This is a genomic window from Bacillus altitudinis 41KF2b (assembly GCF_000691145.1).
GTDB lineage: Bacteria > Bacillota > Bacilli > Bacillales > Bacillaceae > Bacillus > Bacillus altitudinis.
The window spans coordinates 1-24,279 of sequence record NZ_ASJC01000012.1 but is presented as its reverse complement, the minus strand read 5'-3'; the positions used below and the strand labels follow the sequence as shown (position 1 = coordinate 24,279).

Sequence of the window (24,279 nt, the reverse complement as noted above, 5' to 3'; positions counted from 1 at the left end):
CGTTTCTGCTATTCTTTTGTGACTGCGTCACGTTCAAGATCGACAGGTGCGAGGTCTGCAGCATCTTCGTCATTAGATAACGCTAATCCGTCTGCTTTCTTCGTTTCCTCATCGTCTTCTAAATCTCTCATTTCTATCTCTTCTTCATCGCCAGATAGAATTTTCACATCCATACCTAAACTTTGAAGTTCTTTAATTAATACTTTGAATGATTCAGGGACACCTGGTTCAGGTACGTTATCCCCTTTGACGATCGCTTCGTATGTTTTCACACGACCCACAACGTCATCCGATTTTACAGTTAAGATTTCTTGAAGTGTATATGCTGCACCGTAAGCTTCAAGTGCCCATACTTCCATCTCTCCGAAACGCTGTCCACCAAACTGTGCTTTACCGCCCAGTGGCTGCTGCGTAACAAGTGAGTATGGTCCAGTTGAACGTGCGTGAAGTTTATCGTCAACCATGTGAGCCAGTTTGATCATATACATGATTCCAACAGATACACGGTTGTCGAATGGTTCACCAGTTCGACCATCATAAAGGACTGTTTTCGCATCACGGGACATACCTGCTTCTTCAAGTGTTTCCCAAACATCTTCCTCACGAGCACCATCAAATACTGGTGACGCAATGTGGATGCCTAGGTAACGTGCAGCCATACCCATATGAAGCTCAAGTACCTGACCGATATTCATACGAGATGGTACCCCTAGAGGGTTTAACATGATATCAATCGGTGTTCCGTCTGGAAGATACGGCATATCTTCTTCTGGAAGGATTTTAGAGATAACCCCTTTGTTACCATGTCGTCCGGCCATTTTGTCACCTTCAGAAATTTTACGCTTCTGAACGATGTATACGCGAACTAACTGGTTAACACCTGGTGGTAATTCATCTCCATCTTCACGGTTAAAGACTTTGACATCGTGGATGATTCCGCCGCCGCCGTGTGGTACACGTAGAGACGTATCACGCACTTCACGAGCCTTTTCACCGAAGATTGCATGTAATAGACGTTCTTCAGCTGTTAGTTCTGTTACACCTTTAGGCGTTACTTTCCCGACAAGAAGGTCTCCGTCTTTTACTTCTGCACCAATACGGATGATTCCGCGCTCGTCAAGGTTGCGTAAAGCATCCTCTCCAACGTTTGGAATATCACGCGTAATTTCTTCTGGTCCAAGCTTTGTATCACGAGCTTCTGATTCATATTCTTCAATATGAATAGAAGTGTAGACGTCATCTTTTACAAGGCGCTCACTCATAATGATCGCATCCTCATAGTTGTAACCGTCCCAAGTCATGAAGCCGACCATGACGTTACGTCCTAGAGCCAATTCACCTTTTTCCATAGAAGGACCGTCTGCAAGGATTTCTCCTTTGACGACTTCATCTCCAACACTTACAATTGGGCGCTGGTTGTAGCAAGTCCCTTGGTTAGAGCGGACAAATTTCAGCAAGCTGTATTTGTCTAGGTTTCCTTTGACTTGTTGTCCGTCAACGTCTTCATAACGGCGAACCCAAATATTCTTCGCTTCAACACGTTCTACAACACCTGGGTAACGGCAGATCACAGCAGCACCAGAGTCTTTACCTGATACATACTCCATACCTGTACCAACAATCGGTGATTCCGGCTGCATCAAAGGCACAGCCTGACGTTGCATGTTCGCTCCCATTAGAGCACGGTTAGAGTCATCGTTTTCTAAGAATGGGATACATGCTGTCGCTGCAGAAACAACCTGCTTCGGCGAAACGTCCATGTAGTCAACGCGGTTTCGAGGAACAACGGTGTTTTCCCCTCTAAAACGAGCAATGATATTATCATCGATAAACGAACCATCTTCACCTAATATAGCGTTCGCTTGTGCTACTACGTAGTTATCCTCTTCATCAGCTGTTAGGTAATCGATTCTCGGCGTCACTTTACCTGTTTCAGGATCAACCCGACGGTAAGGTGTTTCGATAAATCCGAAGCGATTCACTTTCGCAAATGAAGATAGAGAGTTGATCAAACCAATGTTTGGACCCTCTGGTGTTTCAATCGGACACATACGACCATAGTGAGAATAGTGAACGTCACGAACTTCCATTCCTGCACGCTCACGTGTCAAACCACCCGGTCCAAGCGCTGATAGACGACGTTTGTGTGTCAATTCAGCAAGCGGGTTTGTTTGATCCATGAACTGAGAAAGCTGAGAGCTACCAAAGAACTCTTTGATAGAAGCGATCACAGGACGGATGTTGATCAGCTGCTGAGGTGTGATCGTGTTCGTGTCTTGAATAGACATTCTTTCACGAACAACACGCTCCATTCTGCTTAAACCAATACGGAATTGGTTTTGCAGAAGTTCACCTACAGAACGCAGACGACGGTTACCAAGGTGATCGATATCATCTGTGTCACCTACTCCATGAAGCAGATTAAAGAAGTAACTGATTGAAGCAATGATGTCAGAAGGCGTGATGTTCTTCACAGCTTCCTCTACATATGCATTACCAATCACGTTGATCACTTGCTCGCCTTCTTGATCAGTTGGTGCATAAATCTTGATAGATTGAAGTTCTACTTCATCCTCTACTACGCCACCGTTTGGATAAAGCTTTCTAAATCCGATGCCGTTTTCTAAGTATGGAAGAACTTTATCAAGCACTCTTCTATCTAAAATTTGACCTTTTTCTGCTAGGATTTCACCTGTTTCAGGATCAACTAGCGTTTCAGCCAATTTTTGATTGAATAGTCTATTTTTAATATGAAGCTTCTTATTAATCTTGTAGCGTCCAACATTTGCTAAGTCATATCTCTTCGGATCAAAGAAGCGAGAGTCTAGCAAGCTTTTCGCATTTTCAACAGTTGGCGGCTCTCCGGGACGAAGACGCTCGTAGATTTCGAGAAGTGCTTTATCGGCATTCTCTGTATTGTCCTTTTCCAACGTGTTGCGTAAGTATTCATTCTCGCCAATGAGGTCAAGTATCTCTTGATCAGAGCTGAAGCCGAGAGCACGCAAAAGAACCGTAACCGGCAACTTACGTGTGCGATCGATGCGTACATAGACTACATCCTTCGCATCAGTTTCGTATTCTAACCATGCGCCACGGTTTGGAATGACAGTCGCAGTAAAACCTTTTTTACCGTTTTTGTCTACTTTACCACTGAAATATACACTTGGAGAACGTACTAACTGAGAAACGATTACACGTTCCGCACCATTAATGATAAAAGTACCTGTGTCTGTCATGATTGGGAAATCACCCATAAACACATCCTGGTCTTTTACTTCTCCAGTTTCTTTGTTAATTAAACGAACTTTTACTCTTAGTGGAGCAGAGTAAGTTACATCACGTTCTTTTGATTCTGCTACAGGATACTTAGGATCCCCTAGGCTGTAATCAATGAATTCAAGAGAAAGGTTACCAGTAAAATCCTCAATTGGGGATATATCTTGAAACATCTCTCTAAGACCCTCATCAAGAAACCACTGATAAGAAGAGGTTTGAATTTCAATGAGATTTGGTAATTCTAACACTTCGCTTATGCGTGCGTAGCTTCTGCGCTGGCGGTGTCGTCCATACTGAACTAGTTGACCTGTCAACTGATTCACCCCTCAAATCATGCGTATTATATGTGTAAAAAGTATTTCTGTCTTTCAAATGTCAGTAAAGAAATACTTTTACAAGACAAAAGAAAAAAGGGTTTCTAAAATAAGAAAACCACATCCAAAAACAAATACCGATTTTATTAGTTTTCCCAAGTATGCATAATTTATACAAAATAGTTGTTTTTTAAGCCTATCAAGCAAAATATACACATTGGCATTTTATAATGTTAACACAGCTAGGAAACTGCGTCAAACTTTTTTAGCTTTGATAATATAGTAGCCCTTTTTTTTCATAACGACCGTCACTTCTCCAAAAAGTTGCTCTAATTTCTCAATCGCAGATGGTCCACCTTGTTTTTTCTGAATAACCACCCACAACTCACCTTCCGGCAATAAATGATCAGCACTTTTTTCAAAGATCGCATGTACTACTTTCTTCCCTGCCCGTATTGGGGGATTGGTCAGTATAGAGGCAAAAGCAGCTGATGAATGAACATTCGAGAACAAATCACTTTGATAGATGCGGACATTATCAATGCGATTATGCTTAGCGTTTTCCTTTGAAAGTTCGACTGCTCTTTCGTTCACATCAATCATATGAATGGTGCGGCCTGTCATTTCGTTTGCTAACGATAAGCCGATCGGTCCATAACCGCAACCGACATCTAAGACGTCGCCATCCAAGTCAGGTTCTTCAAAAGCTTCAATTAAAAGCCTTGAACCATAGTCGACTTCTTTCTTAGAAAACACTCCACTGTCACTTGTAAAAGTAAAGCTACGGTTTCTCAAGGTGAAGTCCCATGTCTGTTTATTGCTTTTCACTGATGGCTTTTCCGTATAATAGTGGTCACTCATGGTGAATGGACCTCCTCTGGATTCAATCGTTTCAGGAGATTAGAAAAGAAAAAGCCCGCCAGTAAAAGCGAGCTTTCCCAAAAGATTAGGCGAAGATTACTTAACTTCTACAGAAGCGCCAACTTCTTCAAGCTTAGCTTTAAGTTCTTCAGCTTCTTCTTTAGCAATACCTTCTTTAAGTGGTTTTGGAGTGTTGTCAACAAGTTCTTTAGCTTCTTTCAAGCCAAGACCAGTGATTTCACGAACCACTTTAATAACTTTGATTTTTTGGTCTCCAGCACCAGCAAGTACTAGATCAAAATCAGTTTTTTCTTCAGCAGCAGCACCGCCACCAGCAGCTACAGCTACAGGAGCAGCAGCAGTTACGCCAAATTCTTCTTCGATTGCTTTTACTAAGTCGTTTAACTCAAGTACAGTTGCTTCTTTAACTGAAGCAATGATTTCTTCGATATTTAAAGCCATTTGTAATTCCTCCATTTTTAAGTTTTTTACGTCAAGTACGCATTAAGCGCCTTGTTCTTCTTTTTGATCTGCAACTGCTTTAGTAGCAAGAGCAAGGTTACGAACTGGAGCTTGAAGAACGCTAAGCAACATAGATAGTAAGCCTTCGCGAGACGGAAGTTCCGCAAGAGCCTTCACTTCTTCTACAGTCGCTACGTTTCCTTCGATAACACCAGCTTTGATTTCTAAAGCTTCGTGGCTTTTCGCAAATTCGTTGATGATTTTCGCAGGTGCGATAACATCTTCGTTACTGAATGCGATAGCGTTTGGACCTGTTAAGAAATCGTTTAAACCCGTTAGTTCAACTTGTTCAACTGCACGGCGAGTCAAAGTATTTTTGTAAACTTTGAATTCTACACCAGCATCACGAAGCTGTTTACGAAGTTCAGTCACTTCAGAAACTGAAAGACCGCGGTAATCTACGATTACAGTAGACAAACTGTCTTTAAATTTAGAAGTAATTTCATCAACGACAACTTTTTTAGTATCGATTGCATTGCTCATGGTTACACCTCCTGTACATTCTTTGTGTAACACTTATACCGATCAGGCCATCACGTTCCTAACGAACGGTTCTCCATATAAAAAGCCTCCATTAAGACATGGAGGCTGTATATACAAGCATACGTTAACGTAAGACTGTGACATATACACCTCGGCGGGTTAATTAAGCCATAAGGCCCCTGCTGTCTACGGTATAAATGATTATTCTATTTTACAACATTTTGATATTATCAAAACGGTTGTGACAAGTCAAGAATTATTTTGCAGAGAAAGAAGATGGGTCCACTTTCACGCCAGGGCCCATAGTAGATGTAACAGAAACGTTTTTCACGTATACACCTTTAGCCGCTGCAGGTTTCGCTTTAAGGATTGTGTCATAGATTGTTGCAAAGTTCTCAACAAGCTTTTCGTCCTCGAAAGAAACCTTTCCGATTGGCGCGTGGATGTTACCAGCTTTATCAACGCGGTATTCTACTTTACCAGCTTTGATTTCATTGATTGCTTTTTCAACTTCGAAAGTTACAGTTCCTGTTTTAGGGTTTGGCATAAGACCTTTTGGTCCAAGTACACGACCGATCTTACCAACTTCACCCATCATGTCAGGTGTCGCAACGATTACATCGAATTCGAACCAGCCTTGTTGGATTTTAGTGATGTAATCAGAATCTCCAACGTAGTCTGCTCCAGCAGCTTCTGCTTCTTTTGCTTTTTCGCCTTTAGCGAACACAAGAACGCGTTGAGTTTTACCAGTTCCGTTAGGAAGTACAACTGCACCGCGGATTTGTTGATCGTTTTTACGAGGGTCTACGCCCAAACGAAAAGCAACTTCTACAGTCGCATCAAATTTCGCTGTATTTGCTTTTTTTGTAAGAGAAACAGCTTCAGCTACATCATACGCTTTAGTACGTTCGATTAGCTTAGCAGCTTCTACATACTTTTTACCTTTTTTAGCCATTATAAAAATCCTCCTTATGTGGTTTTAGCGGAATAACCTCCCACGAATAAGGGTTGCGAACTTGTCAAAACCAAACTCGCAACCCAACAAGACAAAAAATTAATCTTCGATGACAATACCCATACTGCGTGCAGTACCTTCAACCATGCGCATAGCTGATTCAACGCTAGCAGCGTTTAAGTCAGGCATTTTTGTTTCCGCGATTTCGCGTACTTTATCACGCTTAACAGTTGCCACTTTATTACGGTTAGGTTCACCAGAACCAGACTCAATACCAGCTGCTTTTTTAAGTAAAACTGCAGCAGGTGGAGTTTTAGTAATAAATGTAAATGAACGGTCTTCAAAAACCGAAATTTCAACAGGAATGATAAGACCAGCTTGGTCAGCTGTACGAGCGTTAAACTCCTTACAGAATCCCATGATATTAACACCGGCTTGACCTAGTGCAGGTCCAACTGGTGGAGCTGGGTTAGCTTTTCCAGCAGGAATTTGCAATTTAACAACTTTAACTACTTTTTTAGCCACGAGACACACCTCCTTAAAGTCCGTGATGTGGTAATAGGGGAATCCCCCTCCCACTCAACAACTTCATTCTTTATATGAATGACGAAATAACTAGCTAGCGATCTTGAGCGAACTCAAGACGTACCTTTGCTATATTACCACTTCTATACACTCATTTCAAGCTCTTTTAAATTACAATTTATCGATCTGTGTGAACTCAAGTTCCACAGGAGTTTCTCTACCAAACATATTAACGAATACTTTGACTTTGCTTTTATCATAATCAATCTCTTCGATAGAGCCTGTGAAGTTAGCAAATGGTCCATCGATGACCTTGACTGTTTCTTTTAGTTCAAAGTCAATTTCTGTCTTGCGCTCTTCAAGTCCCATTCTCTTCAGAATGGTTTCTGCTTCGCCAGGTAATAACGCTGTCGGCTTAGAACCTGATCCAGCTGATCCAACGAATCCTGTCACACCTGGTGTATTACGAACGACATACCAAGAATCGTCAGTCATGACGATTTCTACTAGCACATATCCAGGGAATACTTTCTTTTTCACTACTTTTTTCTTACCGTTTTTAATGTCCGTTTCTTCTTCTTCTGGTACAACAACGCGGAAAATTTTATCCTGCATGCCCATTGATTCAACACGCTTTTCCAAGTTCGCTTTCACTTTGTTCTCATAGCCAGAGTACGTATGCACAACATACCAATTCTTTTCCATTTTCGTTCAGGACTATTTAGTCCTTCCCTCCCCACATTTCATAATGTCTATTTGACGAATCTCGAGTACCGGTAAATATTTTCAAGCAATTGAAAAAACCCGTAAAACGGGTTTTTTGGCAAGTCATATTATGATCTATTATAGCACGTTCAGCAGACCATTATTCAAGTATTAATGAATTAATTCGATTAATTGTGAGATTCCTATATCAAGAAAAGAGAAAAAGATGGCAAAAAATACGACTGTTAAAATAACAGTGATCGTGTAGCGGACCATTTCGTTTTTCTTTGGCCAGCTGACCTTTTTCATTTCTTTCCCGACACTTTTTAAGAAACTGATAATACGCATGTAAAAGACCTCCACAGATTAAAGAACGCAAATCCTACTTCGTTTCTAAATGTGTTTTATGTGAATTACAAGTCTTGCAATATTTCTTAACTTCTAATCTTTCAGCTGCTGAAGCAACACTTTTCATTGTCGTATAATTGCGGCTTCCGCAGTCTTTACAGGCTAGAGTAATCTTTTTCCTCATATTTACACCTATTTTCTCGACATCATTTCCTTAGTACCTTATCACAGTGTCGAAAAAGCTGTCAATATAGGTTTGATTAGAGACTGATCTCGCGCAGCTCTAAATATTTCTCTAATTTTCTCTTTACTCTTTGGAGTGCGTTATCAATTGATTTCACATGACGGTTTAAATCTTCAGAAATCTCCTGATAGGACCTACCATCAAGATAAAGCACAAGTACCTTTCTTTCCAGCTCGCTTAGTAATTCACCCATTTTCATTTCAATATCATCAAATTCTTCTTTGCTAATGATTAAATCTTCTGGGTTAAGCGCTTTAGCACCGGAAATGACGTCCAATAATGTTCTGTCCGATTCTTCATCGTATATCGGCTTGTCTAATGATACATAGGAATTTAACGGGATATGTTTTTGGCGAGTAGCTGTTTTAATTGCGGTGATAATTTGGCGGGTAATACATAATTCTGCAAAAGCCTTAAATGAAGTAAGCTTGTCCTCTCTGAAATCGCGGATAGACTTATAAAGTCCGATCATCCCCTCTTGGACAATGTCCTCTCGATCCGCTCCAATCAAGAAATAAGATCTTGCTTTCGCACGTACAAAATTGCGGTATTTCGTTATTAAATAATCTAGCGCATCACTATCTCCGACATGAACCCTTTCAATGACTTGTTCATCTTCCAACTGGCAAAATTGCTCTCTGATGGACTTACCCTTGCTGTTGTTTAGATTCACTTCGATCCCCCCGACCGCACCTAGATAGAAATATTATACAATAATGGTTGAAATATCGTCAAGCTATTCCAAGTTTCCCCGCCGCCATTTTTCAAACGTTTTCAATACATCTTCTGACAATTCAATTTTGGATGCTGGTTTATCAGAAGTAATCTTTTTGACACGTGTTTCAATCTTTCGTTCAATCACTTCTATCTCTCTTAAGAGCTCTCGTGCTGACTTACGAAGTGCACCCTGTCCAAAAATCGCCCATTGTTCTGTATAATCAGAGGTCGCCACATGAATTTGCGTCCGAATGTTATTCAAGTCTTGTGCCAGTTTTTCAATCCGCTCATCAGCCGTTTCATTTTCTCTTGTAAAGATGACCTCTACTCGGTGGTTTGTCCGCTTCTTTTCGATTCCTTTGACCATATGGGCATCGAATACGACAATGACTCGATACCCTGTATATGCTTGATATTCTGCTAAATGTTGAATCAGCACGTCTCTGGCTTCTTCAAAGCTGTTTTCTTTTAAGTGCTGCAAACGAGGCCATGCACCTATCATGTTGTATCCATCGACTAAGAGGATGTCCATCTCTATTCTCCTAACGGATAACGTTTTCGATACACTTCATACATCAATAGACTAGCGGCAACTGATGCATTTAATGAAGTGACCTGCCCGGCCATTGGCAATTTAATCAAGAAATCACATTTTTCCTTAATCAATCGGCCAATTCCTTTTCCTTCACTGCCGATGACAAGAGCGAGAGGCATCGTGCCGTCAAATTGTCTGTAGTCCTGCTTCGCAGATGCATCTGTCCCTGCCACCCAGATTCCTCTTTCCTTCATTTCATCAAGAGCTCTGGAAAGATTGGTTACTTTTGCGACCGGGATATGTTCAATGGCTCCAGTAGATGCTTTCGCAACAGTTGTCGTCAAGCCTACCGCTCGTCGTTTTGGAATGACGATTCCATGTGCACCAACAGCATCGGCCGTACGCATGATCGACCCTAAATTGTGCGGATCTTCAATTTCATCTAAGATGATGAAAAATGGTTGTTCATTCCGCTTTTCAGCAATTTGATACAGATCGTCCAATTCTGCATATTCATATGCTGCTACTTGTGCAACGATTCCCTGGTGCTGACCTGTTACCATCTGATCAAGCTTTTTCCTCGGAACATACTGAATGGTGATATTTTGCTTTTTCGCGAGTTCAATGACCTGTTGGGCTTGTCCTTTTACAGTGTTTTCTGCCATCCAGAGCTTGTATAACTCCCGATCTGACTTCAGTGTTTCAATCACTGCATTTTTCCCAATCACATAATCATGTTGCTGACTCATTTGTCTTCCTCCCTGACGTTCCGATTTCAATCGCCTGACTAATCAACTCTTCTAAGCGTTCGTCCTGCTTCTCAATAAATAAATAACCCATGAGCGCTTCAAACGCTGTACTATAACGATACGTTTGAACGTCTGTGTTTTTAGGCACTGTGCCTGATTTTGCATTTCTTCCTCTTTTCAGCACCGCTTCTTCCGCTTCTGTGAAAAAGCCCTTCTGCTGAAGCTCAAATAAAATAGCGGCCTGAGATTTAGCTGAAACGATCTTACTTGCACGTTTATGAAGCTCATTTGGTTTGGTCGCCCCCGTTTGGAGGAGGTGATGCCTCACGTATACTTCAAAAATGGCATCACCCATATAAGCAAGCGCAAGTCCGTTCAACTGTTTTCCGTCTTTCAGCTTTTCAAAATTCAACATGACCTATTCTCCTCTTTTCCAGCGCGTACCTTGAGGAGTATCCTCCAATACAATATTCATGCTCTTTAACTGGTCACGAATTTGATCAGACAATGCGAAGTCACGATTCCTTCTAGCTTCATTCCGCTTCTCAATTAATGCTTCTACCTCTTCGTCAAGCGTGTGCTTTTCTTCTAGTGAGAAGCCGAGGACGGATGTGATTTCTTGGAACAAGCCAATAAATGCCTTGATCACTTCCTCGGAAGTATGATCATTTTCCATATAGTAATTCGCTTGTTTCGCTAGTTCAAATAAAACAGAGATGGCATTTGCCGTATTGAAGTCATCATTCATTTCAGAAATAAATGTCGCTCGCTGCTCTTCAATCTTTGTCAACCATTCAGTGTTATCCTCTGTTAAATTGGTACTGCTCTCAAGGCGATGATGTAGATTTGAATAAGATGTTTTGAGTCTGTTAAATGCACTCTTTGTACTTTCCAATAAGTCAATGGAGTAATTGATTGGATGACGATAGTGAACCGACAGCATAAAGAAACGAAGCACATCTGGATCTTGTTCTTTAATAATGTCATGTACGAGCACAAAGTTCCCAAGTGATTTTGACATTTTTTCATTCTCAATATTAATATACCCGTTATGCATCCAATACTTCGCAAAAGGTTTTCCTGTCAAAGCCTCAGATTGAGCAATCTCATTCTCGTGATGAGGGAACGTTAAATCCTGTCCGCCAGCATGAATGTCAATCGTATCGCCTAAATATTTTTTGACCATCGCAGAGCACTCGATGTGCCAGCCTGGCCGCCCTTCGCCCCACGGGCTATCCCAAGAAATCTCCTGATCCTTTGCGGCCTTCCATAATGCAAAGTCGAGTGCATCCCTTTTCTTTTCACCTACACGAATACGGGCACCTGTCTTTAATTCATCAATCGATTGGTGAGACAGTTTTCCGTAGCCTTCAAATGAGCGTGTGCTGTAATACACGTCACCATCTGCTTCATAGGCGTAGCCTTTTTCAATCAATGTGGCGATAAACGCAATGATATCATCCATATTTTCTGTCACTCGTGGGTGAAGGTCTGCTTTTTTGCAGCCTAATGCACTGACGTCCTCAAAGTATGCTTGGATAAATCGATCAGCAATCGTTGGGACATCTTCGCCTAATTCATTTGCTGCTTTGATGAGTTTATCATCCACATCAGTAAAGTTGGATACGAAATTCACATCATAGCCGCTATATTCTAAATACTTACGTACCGTGTCATATACAATGGCCGGTCTTGCATTCCCGATATGAATGTAGTTATACACGGTTGGTCCGCATACATACATTTTCACCTTTCCTGGTTCAAGTGGGACAAACTCTTCTTTCTTACGTGTCAATGTATTATAAATATTGATTGTCATGATTGTTCTTCCTTTCTGCTCAATGAAGCCAGCTCACGTTTTAGCTTTTCCATTTCTCGCTCCAATTCTTTGAAACGATCAGAAACGGGATCTGGCAAATCTTGATGATTGAGATCACGATTGATTTTCTTTCCATTTTGAACGACCACTCGCCCAGGTATACCTACAACAGTAGAATGGTCTGGTACGTCTTTTAACACAACAGACCCCGCACCAATCTTGGACCCTTTTCCTACGGTAATGGAACCGAGCACCTTAGCACCAGTCGCAATCAGCGCATCGTCCAAAATAGTTGGATGCCGCTTTCCCTTTTCTTTCCCTGTTCCCCCTAATGTCACGCCTTGGAAAACAGTGACGTTATCGCCAATTTCACATGTTTCCCCAATCACGACGCCCATGCCGTGATCAATAAAGAACCGCCGGCCGATGGTTGCTGCTGGGTGAATCTCAACCCCTGTGAAAAACCGGCTGACCTGAGAAATGATCCGCGCAAGAAAATACAGCTTACGCTTGTAAAATGCATGCGCAACACGATGAGCCCAAATCGCATGAAGCCCTGAATAGGTTAGCACTACTTCAAGATAGCTTCTAGCAGCAGGATCTTGATCAAACACAGTATCAATATCTTCTTTCAGCATTTTGAAAAACACATGCTCCCCCCGTTCTTCCCCATCAATCTCTCTTAGGACTTGCTCTCTTTTTTGGACAAATAAAAAACGCCTCTGCCATATGACAGAGACGTTTTGAAAACGCGGTTCCACTCTGTTTAGAAAGCCCTCATTTCGCAGCCTTCTCAACTTCATCCCATAACGGAGGGTACCGCCCTTGCATACTAACATACGTGTTCCTCAAGGGTCTTGAGGGTGCATTTCCAACGTCTGCCCATAAGTCTCTTTCAGCCGGTGAAGACTCTTTCTGTGATAGGCGAAAACATTGTACTTCTCCCTCGCAACGATTTTCCTTATATTTGTTTAATGCGGTTTAATACCGTCTCTTTACCTAGTAGTTCAATACTTTGCGGAAGCTCTGGGCCATGCGTTTGTCCAGTGACAGCCACACGAATTGGCATGAATAGTTTCTTACCTTTATGCCCTGTTTCTTTTTGCACAGCTTTAATGGCAGCCTTGATTTCATCAGGTGTGAAAGACTCAAGACGTTCAAGCTGACCTGCAAACGAAGCCATCACTTCTGGTACTTGCTCTTCTGCAAGAACTTCCTTTGCCTCTTGATTATACTCAATTTGTTCCTTAAAGAACAACTCTGTTAACTCAACAATTTCTGCTCCGTAGCTCAATTGCTCGTGGTATAGAGAAATGAGTTTGCGCACCCACGTGTTTTCTTCTTCTGACAGCTGCTCGCTTACCTTGCCTGCCTTTTGAAGATGTGGAAGTGTAAGTGCCACAACTTGATCAAGATCAAGTGCTTTTACGTATTGGTTATTCACCCATTTTAGTTTATGCATATCGAAGAGAGCTGGTGACTTAGAAAGTCGATTGACATCGAAAATATCGATGAACTGCTCTTTTGTAAATAGTTCCTCTTCACCAACTGGAGACCACCCAAGTAGTGCAATGAAGTTAAACAAAGCTTCTGGTAAATAGCCCAAGTTCTTATACTGTTCGATGAACTGGATAATTGATTCATCACGCTTGCTTAATTTCTTGCGGTTCTCGTTTACAATCAGCGTCATATGTCCGAACAGCGGAACATCCCAGCCAAATGCATTGAAGACCATAATTTGTTTAGGTGTATTCGAAATGTGATCCTCACCACGAAGAATGTGAGTCATTTTCATCAAATGATCATCCACCGCTACAGCGAAGTTATACGTTGGTGTACCATCTTTCTTCACAATAACAAAGTCACCGATGCCGTCTGTTTCAAATGAAATCTCGCCTTTGACCATATCGTCAAATTTGATGATTTCTCCTTTAGGCACTCGGAAGCGGATGCTTGGCTCTCTTCCTTCAGCAATCAGCTTGTCCTCTTCTTCTTTTGATAAATGACTGCATTTACCAGAGTATCGAGGCATTTCACTGCGGGCAATTTGTGCTTCACGCTCTTCTTCTAGTTCTTCAGCCGTACAATAGCACTTATACGCCAAATCTTTCTCTAGCAGCTCGTCATAATATTTTTTGTAAATATCATTACGCTCTGATTGTCTGTAAGGACCGTAGCCCCCATCTTTATCAATGCTCTCATCCCAATCAATTCCGAGCCACTGCAGGTGGCGAAGCTGGCTTTCTTCTCCGCCTTCTACATTACGCTTTTGATCCGTATCCTCGATTCGAATAATAAATTTGCCGCCTTGGCTGCGTGCGAACAAATAGTTGAAAAGAGCCGTTCTAGCATTCCCAATATGTAAATGACCAGTTGGACTCGGTGCATAACGAACACGCACTTCATTTCCCATGAGTTTAACTTCCTTTCATCTGCATCATGTTGTCTGACACCAATTTTTTATAAACGTATTTTATCATCAAAACCCATTCTCATCAAAATGGATTTTACTTTTTCTGAAGAAGTACGGTTGCTTGAGAGGCAATTCCTTCGCCTCTTCCTGTAAATCCAAGTTTCTCTGTCGTTGTTGCTTTGACATTCACCTGTGTGACATCTGCCTCAAGGGCTTCTGCGATTTTCTCACACATTGGCTGAATGTATGGTGCCATCTTTGGTTTTTGCGCCATGATCGTGCAATCGATATTCACCAGTGTATAGCCTTTTTCTTTTACAAGTGCCCACACGTGCTGAAGTAATTTAAAAGAGTCTGCATCTTTAAACTCAGGATCCGTGTCTGGGAAATGTCTGCCGATATCTCCTTCTGCAATCGCACCTAGGCAGGCATCCGCCACAGTATGAAGCAGTACATCCGCATCTGAATGCCCAAGTAGACCCTTTTCATAAGGGATCGTCACACCGCCAATAATAAGAGGTCTTCCCTCTGTTAATTGATGTACATCAAAACCTTGTCCTATTCTAAACATGTTCTAGTACCCTCTTTCCGCATCCATAATTGCCTTAGCAACCAATAAATCATCCGGTGTTGTCAGTTTAATATTGGTATAGTCTCCTTGGACAATATACACACTCTCACCGTGTAATTGTTCCACAAGACTGGCGTCATCTGTTCCAAGAAAGCCTGTCCGCTCCGCATGTTCATGCGCTTCTTTTAAAATAGAATGACGAAAAGCTTGTGGGGTCTGGACTGCCCACAAGCTCTGACGTTCAATGGTTTGTTCCACTTTGCCTTCTTGAACGCGTTTGATTGTGTCTTTCACTGGTACCGCTACGACTGCGGAGCCTTTTTCAATCGCTGCTTTAACGAGCAAGTCAATCTGTGTATGCTTAATAAAAGGCCTTGCGCCATCATGAACAAGCACGATGTCCGCATCTTGCACAGCCTTCAATCCTTCGTATACACTTTGCTGCCGTTCTTCACCGCCAGTGACAAGTGAAACAGGCGTTTGAAAAGCGTGTACCTTCAGTAGCCTTTCAAAGTCACGACGCTCTTCCTCATTGATCGCTAAGATCATGCGTCTGCATTGTGAATGAGCGTCAAACACCTTCAGTGTGTGGATGATGACCGGCATTCTTTTCAATTCAATAAAAAGTTTATTGCGGCCGGCCTTCATTCGCTTCCCCTGCCCCGCAGCCGGAATAACTACTTCATAATACATGTTCGTTCTCCCTTTAGAGCGCCTTCTCCAGAAGTTTTGGCTTCGCAAAAATCATTCTTCCAGCAGCAGTTTGCAGCACACTCGTGACGAGCACATCAATGTCTTTTCCAATATAATTGCGTCCTTCTTCGACCACAATCATTGTACCGTCATCTAAGTAAGCAACACCTTGGTTATGCTCTTTCCCATCTTTGATGACCTGTACCTTCATTTCTTCCCCAGGCAGTACAACCGGTTTGACTGCATTGGCTAGATCATTGATGTTTAACACTGCTACTTTTTGAAGTTCGCATACTTTATTTAAATTAAAATCATTTGTCACAACAACACCTGAAGTTAACTTAGCGAGTTTCACAAGCTTGCTGTCAACCTCTTGAATATCCTCAAAGTCACCTTCGTAAATTTCAACTTTAATATCCAGTTCTTTTTGGATACGATTTAAAATATCAAGACCTCTTCGGCCTCTATTTCTCTTTAATACATCAGAAGAGTCTGCAATATGCTGTAATTCCTCGAGTACAAATTGAGGAATGACCATCACACCTTCTAGGAATCCAGTTTGACAAATATCTGCGATTCTTCCATCAATGATAACACTTGTGTCTAAAATTTTCAGCTTTTTATCTTCTATTTCAGGTTCATCATCAGCTGCTCCTTTTTTCTTTGTGACCTTTGCAGATCGGGAGAACAGCCCCATCATTTCATCCTTCTTCTTAAACCCTACCTGAAATCCAAGGTATCCTAAAAAGAAAGCCAGGAAAATCGGAATAATGGTACCAAAAATATGATATGGGATATTGTTTAGCGGGATCACGTTTACAATAAGATATGCTAGAATAAGTCCAAATACTAAACCGAAACTTCCAGATATAAGATCAGGAAGAGGCGCCTTCAATAGAGAATCCTCGATCCATTTCACCCAATTAACCACATAGCCTGTGCACCATTTACCAATGATAAAGAACACAGCGGCTCCTATTAGTGCTGAAGAGTAAGCATTTGTTATGAAAGGTATGTCCTTCACATTTAACAGCAGAAATAACTCTGGAATGATAAAAATCCCTACAACTGCACCGAAAATGATAAAAAACGCCTGAACGATTCTTTTTAACATACCTTCACCTCCTTTATTTTTCATCTGTCAATCCACCTTCATCTGACATTGATATATGCTTAAGTTTCCTATCATCATGAACAGAAAACAAAACCATCATTAATATACCCATATTCATCCATTTTTAACCGTATTTAAGAAAAATTTCTCTTTTTATAGCTGACGGTCGATATAATGTTTTTCTTGCAGTCTTTTTAATCCTTTTTTTATCTTTTTCGCTCTTACTTCTCCAATTCCTTCTACTTCATCCAAATCTTGTACATCCGCTTCCATAATTCGATCTAGCACACCAAATGCTTCGACCACGTTTTCAACGATTGGCATAGGCAGTCTAGGGATTTTATGAAGTAATCTGTATCCTCTAGTGTACACATATTCGTCAATATTTGTAGATGCTGGATAGCCGAGTAACTTGTACAAAATTGAATCATCTAAAAGTTCAAAGCTCGACATATCTTGGAGCTGTTTCAGCAGCACATATGGATCTTTGATCTTTTCTTTCACGTAATCTTTAATAAATAACGCCGCTTCCTGCTCCATATCTGTAATCAGCTCATTGACTTGCAGACGGATCAAGTGTCCTTCTGTCCCAAGCTCTTTGATATACATATTGATTTCATTTTTGATTCTAAGTACCATTTCATAACGATGCAGCACGGATAATACATCACCAAAGGTCACAAGCTCTTCAAATTCTAAGGCGCTTAACGCAGAAATGGCATGATCTAAAATGGTTTTATATTTCTCAAGTGTTTGTATCGCTTGGTTGGCCTTCGTCAAAATAAAACCAATATCTTTCAGCGTATATCGTCGATTCCCTTGGTATAAGGTAATGACGTTCCGACGTTCAGAAATGGCAATGATTAAGCAGCCTGTCTGCTTTGCTACACGTTCAGCCGTTCGGTGTCTCATGCCTGTTTCTGATGAATGAATGGTTGCATCCGGCATGAGCTGTGTATTCGCATACAAGATTTTTTGACCAGAGTCACTTAAAATAATCGCCCCATCCATCTTCGCCAATTCATATAAATGTGCTGGGGAGAATGCAGAATTAATATGAAATCCTCCATCTACCACACTTTTCACTTTATCGTTATAACCAACAACAATGAGCCCTCCAGTATTGGCTCTTAGGACGTTTTCAATCCCTGCCCGCAGGGGTGTCCCCGGTGCCACAAACTGGACAATATCTAAGAGATCGACTTCTCTCGCTCCTTTTTTCTCTTTTTCCATTTCTATGATCCCCCTAGTGAAATACGAAGTGCCTCTGCTACATTTTCTACACCGACTAACTCAATCCCTCTCGGTTTTTTCCATCCATCTATATTCGCCTGAGGAATAAACATTCGCTTAAATCCTAGTTTAGCAGCTTCCTGCACACGCTGTTCAATTCTTGATACTCTTCTGACTTCTCCCGTCAGACCCACTTCTCCTATAAAGCAATCTGCTTGATGCGGCGCTGCATCTTTAAAGCTTGATGCAATACTAACGGCAATAGCCAAGTCAATCGCTGGTTCATCAAGTTTCACACCACCTGCGACCTTTAAATAGGCATCTTGGTTTTGCAGCAGCAGCCCTACCCGTTTTTCTAAAACGGCCATAAGCAATGACACTCGGTTATGATCAAGGCCAGTAGCCATTCTCCGTGGATTCCCAAAGCTCGTCGGTGAAATAAGTGCTTGTATCTCCACTAGAACAGGTCTTGTTCCTTCCATTGAGGCAACAACACACGATCCAGATACACCTGCTGACCGCTCTTCTAAGAAGATTTCTGATGGGTTTAATACCTCTGTGAGCCCTTCCTCTCTCATTTCAAAAATTCCTAATTCATTCGTTGAACCAAAACGGTTTTTCACTGCCCTTAAAATACGAAACGTATGATGACGCTCCCCTTCAAAATAAAGAACTGTATCTACCATATGCTCTAAAAGGCGCGGCCCAGCAATCGAGCCTTCCTTCGTCACGTGACCAACGATAAAAATAGGAATACCATTCGTCTTGGCAATTTTCATCAGCTGGGCAGTGCATTCCCTCACCTGAGAAACAGATCCAGGAGCTGACGTGATATCGCTTTGATAAACGGTTTGAATTGAATCGACCACAACAAAAGCGGGTTTCATCTCTTGTATAGCAGACGTTATATACTCCATATCGGTTTCAGCCAAAACATGTAAAGAGGCACTTTCAATACCGAGACGGTCCGCCCTAAGCTTCGTTTGTTTGATTGATTCCTCACCAGATATGTATAACACATTCTGATTTTGATCTGATAGCTGTGCTGAAACTTGTAATAATAGTGTGGACTTCCCAATCCCAGGATCACCGCCAATAAGAACGAGTGAACCTTTGACAATTCCACTTCCTAATACTCGGTTAAATTCTTCTAAATTCGTTTTAATTCGGGGTTCTTCGGATGTTTCAATTGCAGATATAGGTGAAGGTTTTTGAATGGTTTGAACAGAATGATTAAACGCACTTCGACGATTTGCCGGCTCTTTACGAACGACCTCTTCTGTCATACTGTTCCAAGTGCCGCAGCCGGGACATTTCCCCATCCATTTGGCTGACTCATAACCGCACGATTGGCATATAAATTTTGATTTTGACTTAGCCATAGATTGAAGAATACAACTCCTTATACTGGTCAGAAAATAAGTAAAGGGAGGCATCCAACTTACTGGTATGCCTCACACTTTTTTCTTACTATATTAGTTCGTAGCAGCCGTTGCTTTTACGACAATTTCTCCATCTTCTACATCTAATACGATATGTTGGCCCTTTTCAATATTGCCTTTCAGCAATTCCTCAGAAAGTCGATCCTCGACGTGCTTTTGAATCGCTCTTCTTAACGGACGAGCACCATACTCAAGATCTACGCCTTCGTCGGCAATCTTGGCTTTTGCTGCTTCCGTCAATTCAATTGAAAGGTCCTGCTCTTTTAGTCGTTTTGTCAATTGATCAGACATGAGAGACACAATCTCTTTTAGATGTTTCTTTTCGAGTGAGTGGAAGACAATGATTTCATCAATACGGTTGATGAACTCCGGTCTAAACGCACGTTTCAACTCACCCATTACTTTGCCTTTCATATCTTTGTAATTTTGACTTTCATCCTGCACGTTAAAGCCAACATATTTATTGCGCTTCAGCTCACTAGCTCCAACGTTTGAAGTCATAATCAAAATCGTATTTCTAAAGTCAACAGTACGACCTTTAGAATCAGTGAGACGACCATCTTCTAACACTTGAAGTAAGATATTAAACACATCAGGGTGCGCCTTTTCAATCTCATCTAGAAGCACGACAGAATATGGCTTTCTTCTCACTTTTTCAGTCAGCTGACCGCCCTCATCATAACCCACATAGCCTGGAGGTGATCCAACAAGTCTTGAAGTCGAGTGTTTTTCCATGTACTCAGACATATCAATACGAATCATCGCTTCTTCATCACCGAAGATAGACTCAGCGAGTGCTCTTGCAAGCTCAGTCTTACCAACACCTGTTGGCCCTAAGAAAATAAAGGAGCCAATCGGACGTTTCGGATCTTTTAGTCCAGCACGGGCACGTCTTACAGCTTTTGCAACAGCAACAACTGCTTCATCCTGTCCAATGACGCGAGAGTGGAGCAATTGTTCCATGTTTAGAAGCTTATCTGTTTCTGTTTGAGCAATTTTTGAAACAGGTACTCCCGTCCAGCTAGAAACAACCATTGCAATATCATCAACAGAAACCTCTGAATTCTCTTGCCCCTGCTTTTCTTTCCAAGATTTCTTCGTCACTTCTACCTTTTCACGCAAACGTTGCTCCGTATCACGAAGAGAAGCGGCTTTTTCAAATTCCTGACTTTGAACAGCTGCATCCTTTTCCTTGCGTACTTCATCCAGCTTTTGCTCAAGTTCCTTTAGATTAGGCGGTGTTGTGAAAGAACGTAAGCGAACTTTTGAACCCGCCTCATCAATTAAGTCGATCGCCTTATCTGGAAGGAAACGATCGGAGATATAACGATCAGAAAGCTTTACCGCCGCCTCAATGGCTTCATCTGTAATAGACACACGGTGATGTGCTTCATAACGGTCTCTAAGCCCTCTTAAAATTTGAATACTTTCATCAACAGACGGCTGATCCACTTGAATTGGCTGGAATCGACGTTCAAGTGCAGCATCTTTTTCAATATATTTACGGTACTCATCTAACGTTGTTGCCCCGATACATTGAAGCTCACCACGTGCTAAAGATGGTTTTAGAATATTAGAGGCATCAATCGCACCCTCTGCTCCTCCTGCACCAATCAGTGTATGAAGCTCATCAATGAAGAGAATGATATTTCCAGCCTGACGGATTTCGTCCATGACTTTTTTCAAACGATCCTCGAATTCACCACGATATTTCGTTCCCGCTACAACGGTTCCCATATCAAGTGTCATGACTCGTTTATCACGCAGAATTTCAGGCACTTCGTTGTGAATAATTTGCTGTGCGAGGCCTTCTGCGATCGCTGTTTTACCAACACCAGGCTCTCCAATCAGCACAGGGTTATTCTTTGTTCTTCTACTTAATACCTCAATGACACGCTGGATTTCTTTGCTACGGCCAATCACAGGGTCCAAGCTGTCCTCTTTCGCAATAGCTGTTAAGTCTCTTGCCAGGCTATCTAAAGTTGGTGTATTGGCATTGCTATTAGATCCTGCCGCAGATGCACCCGTTTCATTGCTGCCTAGAAGCTGCAATACTTGCTGGCGTGCTTTATTTAAGCTTACTCCGAGGTTATTTAAAACACGGGCAGCTACACCCTCTCCCTCACGAATAAGACCTAAAAGAATATGTTCTGTTCCTACATAGGAATGACCCAGCTTTCTCGCTTCATCCATAGAAAGCTCCGTAACCTTCTTCGCTCTAGGTGTGTAATGAGGAATAGCTTGAGACACCTCTTGCCCTCTTCCAATCAAGCTCTCGACTTCTTTTTGGATTTTATCTGAAACAAGGCCCAGTGCTTCTAATGCTTTTGCGGCAATGCCCTCACCTTCACGTACAAGACCAAGTAAAATATGCTCTGTTCCGATGTTCTTATGGCCTAGGCGAATGGCTTCTTCTTGTGCAAGTGCTAATACCTTTTGAGCTCTTTCAGTGAATCTTCCAAACATCATATCGTTTCATCCTCCTGTCCATTCCTATGCATTTCTAAGCGCAGCCTTTCTCTAATAATTGCTGCTCGTTTTATATCTCTTTCATTTGGTTCCAAGGCTCCTCCTGAATATTGCTGAAGGAAGCCAGGCTGTGTCAAAATCATGAGTTCATTCAGTATATTACTTGAAAGCCCCTTAATGATACCTAAATCAATTCCAAGTCGCACATCTGACAAACACTTAGCCGTTTCCTTAGATTCAATCATGCGACAATTAGCCAAAATCCCCAAGGAACGGTACACTCTGTCTTCAAGTTCAATTTTAGACGTCTGATATAATGCCTTACGTGCAGATCGCTCTTGTTCAATGAGCTGCGCCGTCACACTATTCAAGTCATCTACAATATCTTCTTCTGATTGACCCAGTGTCATTTGATTTGAAATTTGAAAGATGTTTCCTATTGCTTCGCTACCCTCACCATAAATTCCTCTGACCACAAGACCTAATTGATTAATTGCAGGAATAATGCGATTCATTTGTCTTGTCAGGGCTAATGCTGGTAAGTGCATCATGACTGAAGCCCTAATACCTGTACCTACATTGGTCGGACAGCTCGTTAAGTATCCTCGCTTTTCTGAAAACGCATAATCCACTTGCTCTTCAATCCAGTCATCTATTTGGTTAGCTGCTTTTAGTGCATTAGCCAGCTGAAATCCTGGGAACAAGCATTGAATACGAATATGGTCTTCCTCATTCAGCATGACACTGATTTCTTCATTTTCTGAAAGCAAACAGCCGCCAAATCTTGATTCTGCTAAATTGGGGCTAATCAAATGCTTTTCAACAAGTACCCTTTTAGCCAAAGGCTGCGTGTCATTCATTCGAATCAGAACAAAGTTTCCAATTTCCTTCACTTCCTGGCTCGCAAACTTTTGCTCGAATTGCTGAAGAACAGCTTCAGCCTCCTCTTGAGAAAACTGAGTTGGGAAACGAACATGCTCTAGATTGCGTGCCAGTCGAATACGACTGCTTAGAACAATGTCACTTTCTGGTCCTTTCTGTTTCATCCATTGACTTAATGCGTCTTGAATAAAATGCTGGAGCGACATGTCGTTAATCTCCCTCCCTCTGCTGAGATTGCTCATGCTCTAATGCACGAATTTGATCTCGAACTTCCGCTGCTTTTTCAAACTCTTCCTGTTCAATCAGCTGCTTCAGTTCTTGCTGCATTAACTCAAGTTTCCGGCGAACATGCAGACTGCCAGCAATCCGTTTAGGGACTTTTCCATTATGGACTGTATTTCCACTATGGACTTTCCTTAAAACAGGATTTAAATACTGATCAAAGGTTCGATAACATTCTGCACAGCCAAAACGGCCTGTTTTCCTGAATTGCTGAAAAGTTAAGCCACACTTAGGACATTGATCCACTTCTCTTGCCTCTTGAAAAATAGATGATCCTTTATTCGCACTTGTGGTAAAGCTAGGATCAATATTCAATAAGCCTGATAATAAGTTGTGAATCGAGAAACCTTGGTTTCCACTCATAGCATATGAATCACTGTTTTCTTTTGCACATTGTTCACATATGTGCATTTCTTGTTTTTCTCCATTTATTACTTTCGTAAAGTGAAAAGTGGCTGGTCTCTCATTGCATTCTTGACAAATCAATCTTTTCACCCGCTTTACTTTAATTTCAAAGCATTTAACATCGCTTTCATCATCCGAGCTCTCAGTTCATCTCGTTCAGGTAAATCAATGTGTAAAACAGAACGGTCCATGACACTAATCATCATCTTTGCTTCTCTTTCGGATAAAATGTTGTTCTCAACAAGACGCATGATGATATGATCAGATGCAGCCTGTGATAAACGATGATATATTTGGGAAATAATGTTGTTCAATAAATCGACTTCATCATTCATTTTGACTTTAATGATACGGATATAGCCACCGCCGCCACGCTTACTTTCGACGATATAACCTCTTTCGCTCGTAAAGCGTGTATTGATAACATAGTTAATTTGTGAAGGTACGCATTGAAACTTATCTGCAATTTCATTGCGTTTAATTTCTAATATTTCTCGACCATTCTGATCCAAGACTTCCTTCAAATACTGCTCGATGATATCAGAAATATTTTGTGCCACTCCGCCTCCTCCTCCATTGACTTTGACTATATTTGACTTTAATCTTACTATAAATTTTTTCGATCGATTTTTCAAGATAATCGCTCAACTAACAATATTATTTCCACATTTATCTGGTGCCAAACGTCCCAAAAACACAAAAAAGACCAGTTCCGATTGGAA

At 41.5% G+C, this 24,279-nt stretch carries 25 protein-coding genes and 2 other annotated features; all 25 genes read right to left on the bottom strand.

The annotated features are described in order from the left end of the window. Positions 1 to 8: 8 nt before the first annotated feature. The 25 genes from rpoB to BA79_RS15955 all read right to left on the bottom strand — a co-directional run bounded on the left by rpoB (position 9) and on the right by BA79_RS15955 (position 24,117). Positions 9 to 3,590 carry a DNA-directed RNA polymerase subunit beta gene (gene rpoB, locus BA79_RS16070; protein ID WP_007496297.1) on the bottom strand — a complete coding sequence of 1,194 codons (3,582 nt, stop codon included), beginning with the start codon at positions 3,588 to 3,590 and terminating at the stop codon, positions 9 to 11. 255 nt (positions 3,591 to 3,845) lie between these two features. Further along, positions 3,846 to 4,451, bottom strand: coding sequence for a class I SAM-dependent methyltransferase (locus tag BA79_RS16065; RefSeq protein WP_007496296.1), 606 nt, complete (start codon positions 4,449 to 4,451; stop codon positions 3,846 to 3,848). Positions 4,452 to 4,547: 96 nt separating this feature from the next. Continuing rightward, entirely contained in the window at positions 4,548 to 4,913 is a 366-nt protein-coding gene (rplL, locus tag BA79_RS16060) for a 50S ribosomal protein L7/L12 (RefSeq protein WP_008345418.1), read from the bottom strand. A gap of 42 nt (positions 4,914 to 4,955) precedes the next feature. Beyond that, positions 4,956 to 5,456 (bottom strand): 50S ribosomal protein L10, encoded by a 501-nt coding sequence (gene rplJ, locus BA79_RS16055; protein ID WP_007496293.1) that lies wholly within the window; start codon positions 5,454 to 5,456, stop codon positions 4,956 to 4,958. A gap of 69 nt (positions 5,457 to 5,525) precedes the next feature. After that, positions 5,526 to 5,666 (bottom strand) — a sequence feature (ribosomal protein L10 leader region). A gap of 46 nt (positions 5,667 to 5,712) precedes the next feature. Beyond that, positions 5,713 to 6,411 carry a 50S ribosomal protein L1 gene (gene rplA / locus BA79_RS16050; RefSeq protein WP_007496292.1) on the bottom strand — a complete coding sequence of 233 codons (699 nt, stop codon included), beginning with the start codon at positions 6,409 to 6,411 and terminating at the stop codon, positions 5,713 to 5,715. A gap of 99 nt (positions 6,412 to 6,510) precedes the next feature. After that, positions 6,511 to 6,936 (bottom strand): 50S ribosomal protein L11, encoded by a 426-nt coding sequence (gene rplK / locus BA79_RS16045; RefSeq protein ID WP_003216956.1) that lies wholly within the window; start codon positions 6,934 to 6,936, stop codon positions 6,511 to 6,513. A gap of 171 nt (positions 6,937 to 7,107) precedes the next feature. Next, the gene (nusG, locus tag BA79_RS16040; protein ID WP_003217197.1) at positions 7,108 to 7,641 is read right to left on the bottom strand and encodes a transcription termination/antitermination protein NusG; all 534 of its coding nucleotides are present in this window, start codon (positions 7,639 to 7,641) and stop codon (positions 7,108 to 7,110) included. 171 nt (positions 7,642 to 7,812) lie between these two features. Continuing rightward, a complete protein-coding gene (gene secE / locus BA79_RS16035) occupies positions 7,813 to 7,989 on the bottom strand; it encodes a preprotein translocase subunit SecE (RefSeq protein ID WP_008345422.1) in 177 nt (58 codons plus the stop codon). 34 nt (positions 7,990 to 8,023) lie between these two features. After that, positions 8,024 to 8,173 carry a 50S ribosomal protein L33 gene (rpmG, locus tag BA79_RS19265; RefSeq protein ID WP_008356502.1) on the bottom strand — a complete coding sequence of 50 codons (150 nt, stop codon included), beginning with the start codon at positions 8,171 to 8,173 and terminating at the stop codon, positions 8,024 to 8,026. A 76-nt stretch (positions 8,174 to 8,249) separates the two neighbouring features. Beyond that, positions 8,250 to 8,906, bottom strand: a complete 657-nt coding sequence (gene sigH, locus BA79_RS16030; protein WP_008345424.1) for an RNA polymerase sporulation sigma factor SigH — start codon at positions 8,904 to 8,906, stop codon at positions 8,250 to 8,252. 63 nt (positions 8,907 to 8,969) lie between these two features. Further along, positions 8,970 to 9,482, bottom strand: coding sequence for a ribosome-dependent mRNA decay endonuclease Rae1/YacP (gene rae1 / locus BA79_RS16025; protein ID WP_007496285.1), 513 nt, complete (start codon positions 9,480 to 9,482; stop codon positions 8,970 to 8,972). A gap of 2 nt (positions 9,483 to 9,484) precedes the next feature. Next, positions 9,485 to 10,234: a 23S rRNA (guanosine(2251)-2'-O)-methyltransferase RlmB gene (rlmB, locus tag BA79_RS16020; protein ID WP_008345427.1), complete on the bottom strand. Its 750-nt coding sequence runs from the start codon at positions 10,232 to 10,234 to the stop codon at positions 9,485 to 9,487. After that, positions 10,218 to 10,649, bottom strand: a complete 432-nt coding sequence (locus tag BA79_RS16015; RefSeq protein WP_008345428.1) for a Mini-ribonuclease 3 — start codon at positions 10,647 to 10,649, stop codon at positions 10,218 to 10,220. The genes rlmB and BA79_RS16015 overlap by 17 nt, the downstream gene beginning before the upstream one ends. A 3-nt stretch (positions 10,650 to 10,652) precedes the next feature. After that, positions 10,653 to 12,053 (bottom strand): cysteine--tRNA ligase, encoded by a 1,401-nt coding sequence (gene cysS / locus BA79_RS16010; RefSeq protein WP_008345429.1) that lies wholly within the window; start codon positions 12,051 to 12,053, stop codon positions 10,653 to 10,655. Beyond that, a complete protein-coding gene (gene cysE / locus BA79_RS16005) occupies positions 12,050 to 12,703 on the bottom strand; it encodes a serine O-acetyltransferase (RefSeq protein ID WP_017366453.1) in 654 nt (217 codons plus the stop codon). Before cysE ends, cysS begins: the two co-directional genes overlap by 4 nt. Positions 12,704 to 12,784: 81 nt before the next feature. Continuing rightward, positions 12,785 to 13,014: a binding site (T-box leader), on the bottom strand. Then, positions 13,015 to 14,466 carry a glutamate--tRNA ligase gene (gltX, locus tag BA79_RS16000; protein WP_035391581.1) on the bottom strand — a complete coding sequence of 484 codons (1,452 nt, stop codon included), beginning with the start codon at positions 14,464 to 14,466 and terminating at the stop codon, positions 13,015 to 13,017. Positions 14,467 to 14,560: 94 nt separating this feature from the next. Next, positions 14,561 to 15,037: a 2-C-methyl-D-erythritol 2,4-cyclodiphosphate synthase gene (ispF, locus tag BA79_RS15995; protein WP_007496273.1), complete on the bottom strand. Its 477-nt coding sequence runs from the start codon at positions 15,035 to 15,037 to the stop codon at positions 14,561 to 14,563. Between the two features lie 3 nt (positions 15,038 to 15,040). Beyond that, positions 15,041 to 15,730: a 2-C-methyl-D-erythritol 4-phosphate cytidylyltransferase gene (gene ispD / locus BA79_RS15990; RefSeq protein WP_008345432.1), complete on the bottom strand. Its 690-nt coding sequence runs from the start codon at positions 15,728 to 15,730 to the stop codon at positions 15,041 to 15,043. A 13-nt stretch (positions 15,731 to 15,743) separates the two neighbouring features. Then, the gene (locus BA79_RS15985) at positions 15,744 to 16,844 is read right to left on the bottom strand and encodes a PIN/TRAM domain-containing protein (protein ID WP_003217214.1); all 1,101 of its coding nucleotides are present in this window, start codon (positions 16,842 to 16,844) and stop codon (positions 15,744 to 15,746) included. 153 nt (positions 16,845 to 16,997) lie between these two features. Next, a complete protein-coding gene (disA, locus tag BA79_RS15980; protein WP_007496267.1) occupies positions 16,998 to 18,077 on the bottom strand; it encodes a DNA integrity scanning diadenylate cyclase DisA in 1,080 nt (359 codons plus the stop codon). A 2-nt stretch (positions 18,078 to 18,079) separates the two neighbouring features. Next, positions 18,080 to 19,459: a DNA repair protein RadA gene (gene radA, locus BA79_RS15975; protein ID WP_017359160.1), complete on the bottom strand. Its 1,380-nt coding sequence runs from the start codon at positions 19,457 to 19,459 to the stop codon at positions 18,080 to 18,082. A gap of 93 nt (positions 19,460 to 19,552) precedes the next feature. Continuing rightward, positions 19,553 to 21,988: an ATP-dependent protease ATP-binding subunit ClpC gene (gene clpC, locus BA79_RS15970; protein ID WP_007496263.1), complete on the bottom strand. Its 2,436-nt coding sequence runs from the start codon at positions 21,986 to 21,988 to the stop codon at positions 19,553 to 19,555. Continuing rightward, a complete protein-coding gene (mcsB, locus tag BA79_RS15965) occupies positions 21,985 to 23,076 on the bottom strand; it encodes a protein-arginine kinase McsB (protein ID WP_035703894.1) in 1,092 nt (363 codons plus the stop codon). Before mcsB ends, clpC begins: the two co-directional genes overlap by 4 nt. 4 nt (positions 23,077 to 23,080) lie before the next feature. Further along, positions 23,081 to 23,638: a protein-arginine kinase activator protein McsA gene (gene mcsA / locus BA79_RS15960; protein ID WP_007496258.1), complete on the bottom strand. Its 558-nt coding sequence runs from the start codon at positions 23,636 to 23,638 to the stop codon at positions 23,081 to 23,083. A 14-nt stretch (positions 23,639 to 23,652) separates the two neighbouring features. Then, positions 23,653 to 24,117, bottom strand: coding sequence for a CtsR family transcriptional regulator (locus BA79_RS15955; RefSeq protein ID WP_003217184.1), 465 nt, complete (start codon positions 24,115 to 24,117; stop codon positions 23,653 to 23,655). Positions 24,118 to 24,279 lie beyond the last annotated feature (162 nt).

Coding starts and splice junctions, on each gene's coding strand:
- BA79_RS16065 (WP_007496296.1), bottom strand. CDS start 4,451: ATGAGTGACCACTATTATACGGAAAAGCCATCAGTGAAAAGCAATAAA.
- rplL (WP_008345418.1), bottom strand. CDS start 4,913: ATGGCTTTAAATATCGAAGAAATCATTGCTTCAGTTAAAGAAGCAACT.
- rplJ (WP_007496293.1), bottom strand. CDS start 5,456: ATGAGCAATGCAATCGATACTAAAAAAGTTGTCGTTGATGAAATTACT.
- rplA (WP_007496292.1), bottom strand. CDS start 6,411: ATGGCTAAAAAAGGTAAAAAGTATGTAGAAGCTGCTAAGCTAATCGAA.
- nusG (WP_003217197.1), bottom strand. CDS start 7,641: ATGGAAAAGAATTGGTATGTTGTGCATACGTACTCTGGCTATGAGAAC.
- secE (WP_008345422.1), bottom strand. CDS start 7,989: ATGCGTATTATCAGTTTCTTAAAAAGTGTCGGGAAAGAAATGAAAAAG.
- rpmG (WP_008356502.1), bottom strand. CDS start 8,173: ATGAGGAAAAAGATTACTCTAGCCTGTAAAGACTGCGGAAGCCGCAAT.
- rae1 (WP_007496285.1), bottom strand. CDS start 9,482: ATGGACATCCTCTTAGTCGATGGATACAACATGATAGGTGCATGGCCT.
- rlmB (WP_008345427.1), bottom strand. CDS start 10,234: ATGAGTCAGCAACATGATTATGTGATTGGGAAAAATGCAGTGATTGAA.
- BA79_RS16015 (WP_008345428.1), bottom strand. CDS start 10,649: ATGTTGAATTTTGAAAAGCTGAAAGACGGAAAACAGTTGAACGGACTT.
- cysS (WP_008345429.1), bottom strand. CDS start 12,053: ATGACAATCAATATTTATAATACATTGACACGTAAGAAAGAAGAGTTT.
- gltX (WP_035391581.1), bottom strand. CDS start 14,466: ATGGGAAATGAAGTGCGTGTTCGTTATGCACCGAGTCCAACTGGTCAT.
- ispF (WP_007496273.1), bottom strand. CDS start 15,037: ATGTTTAGAATAGGACAAGGTTTTGATGTACATCAATTAACAGAGGGA.
- ispD (WP_008345432.1), bottom strand. CDS start 15,730: ATGTATTATGAAGTAGTTATTCCGGCTGCGGGGCAGGGGAAGCGAATG.
- BA79_RS15985 (WP_003217214.1), bottom strand. CDS start 16,844: ATGTTAAAAAGAATCGTTCAGGCGTTTTTTATCATTTTCGGTGCAGTT.
- disA (WP_007496267.1), bottom strand. CDS start 18,077: ATGGAAAAAGAGAAAAAAGGAGCGAGAGAAGTCGATCTCTTAGATATT.
- radA (WP_017359160.1), bottom strand. CDS start 19,459: ATGGCTAAGTCAAAATCAAAATTTATATGCCAATCGTGCGGTTATGAG.
- clpC (WP_007496263.1), bottom strand. CDS start 21,988: ATGATGTTTGGAAGATTCACTGAAAGAGCTCAAAAGGTATTAGCACTT.
- mcsB (WP_035703894.1), bottom strand. CDS start 23,076: ATGTCGCTCCAGCATTTTATTCAAGACGCATTAAGTCAATGGATGAAA.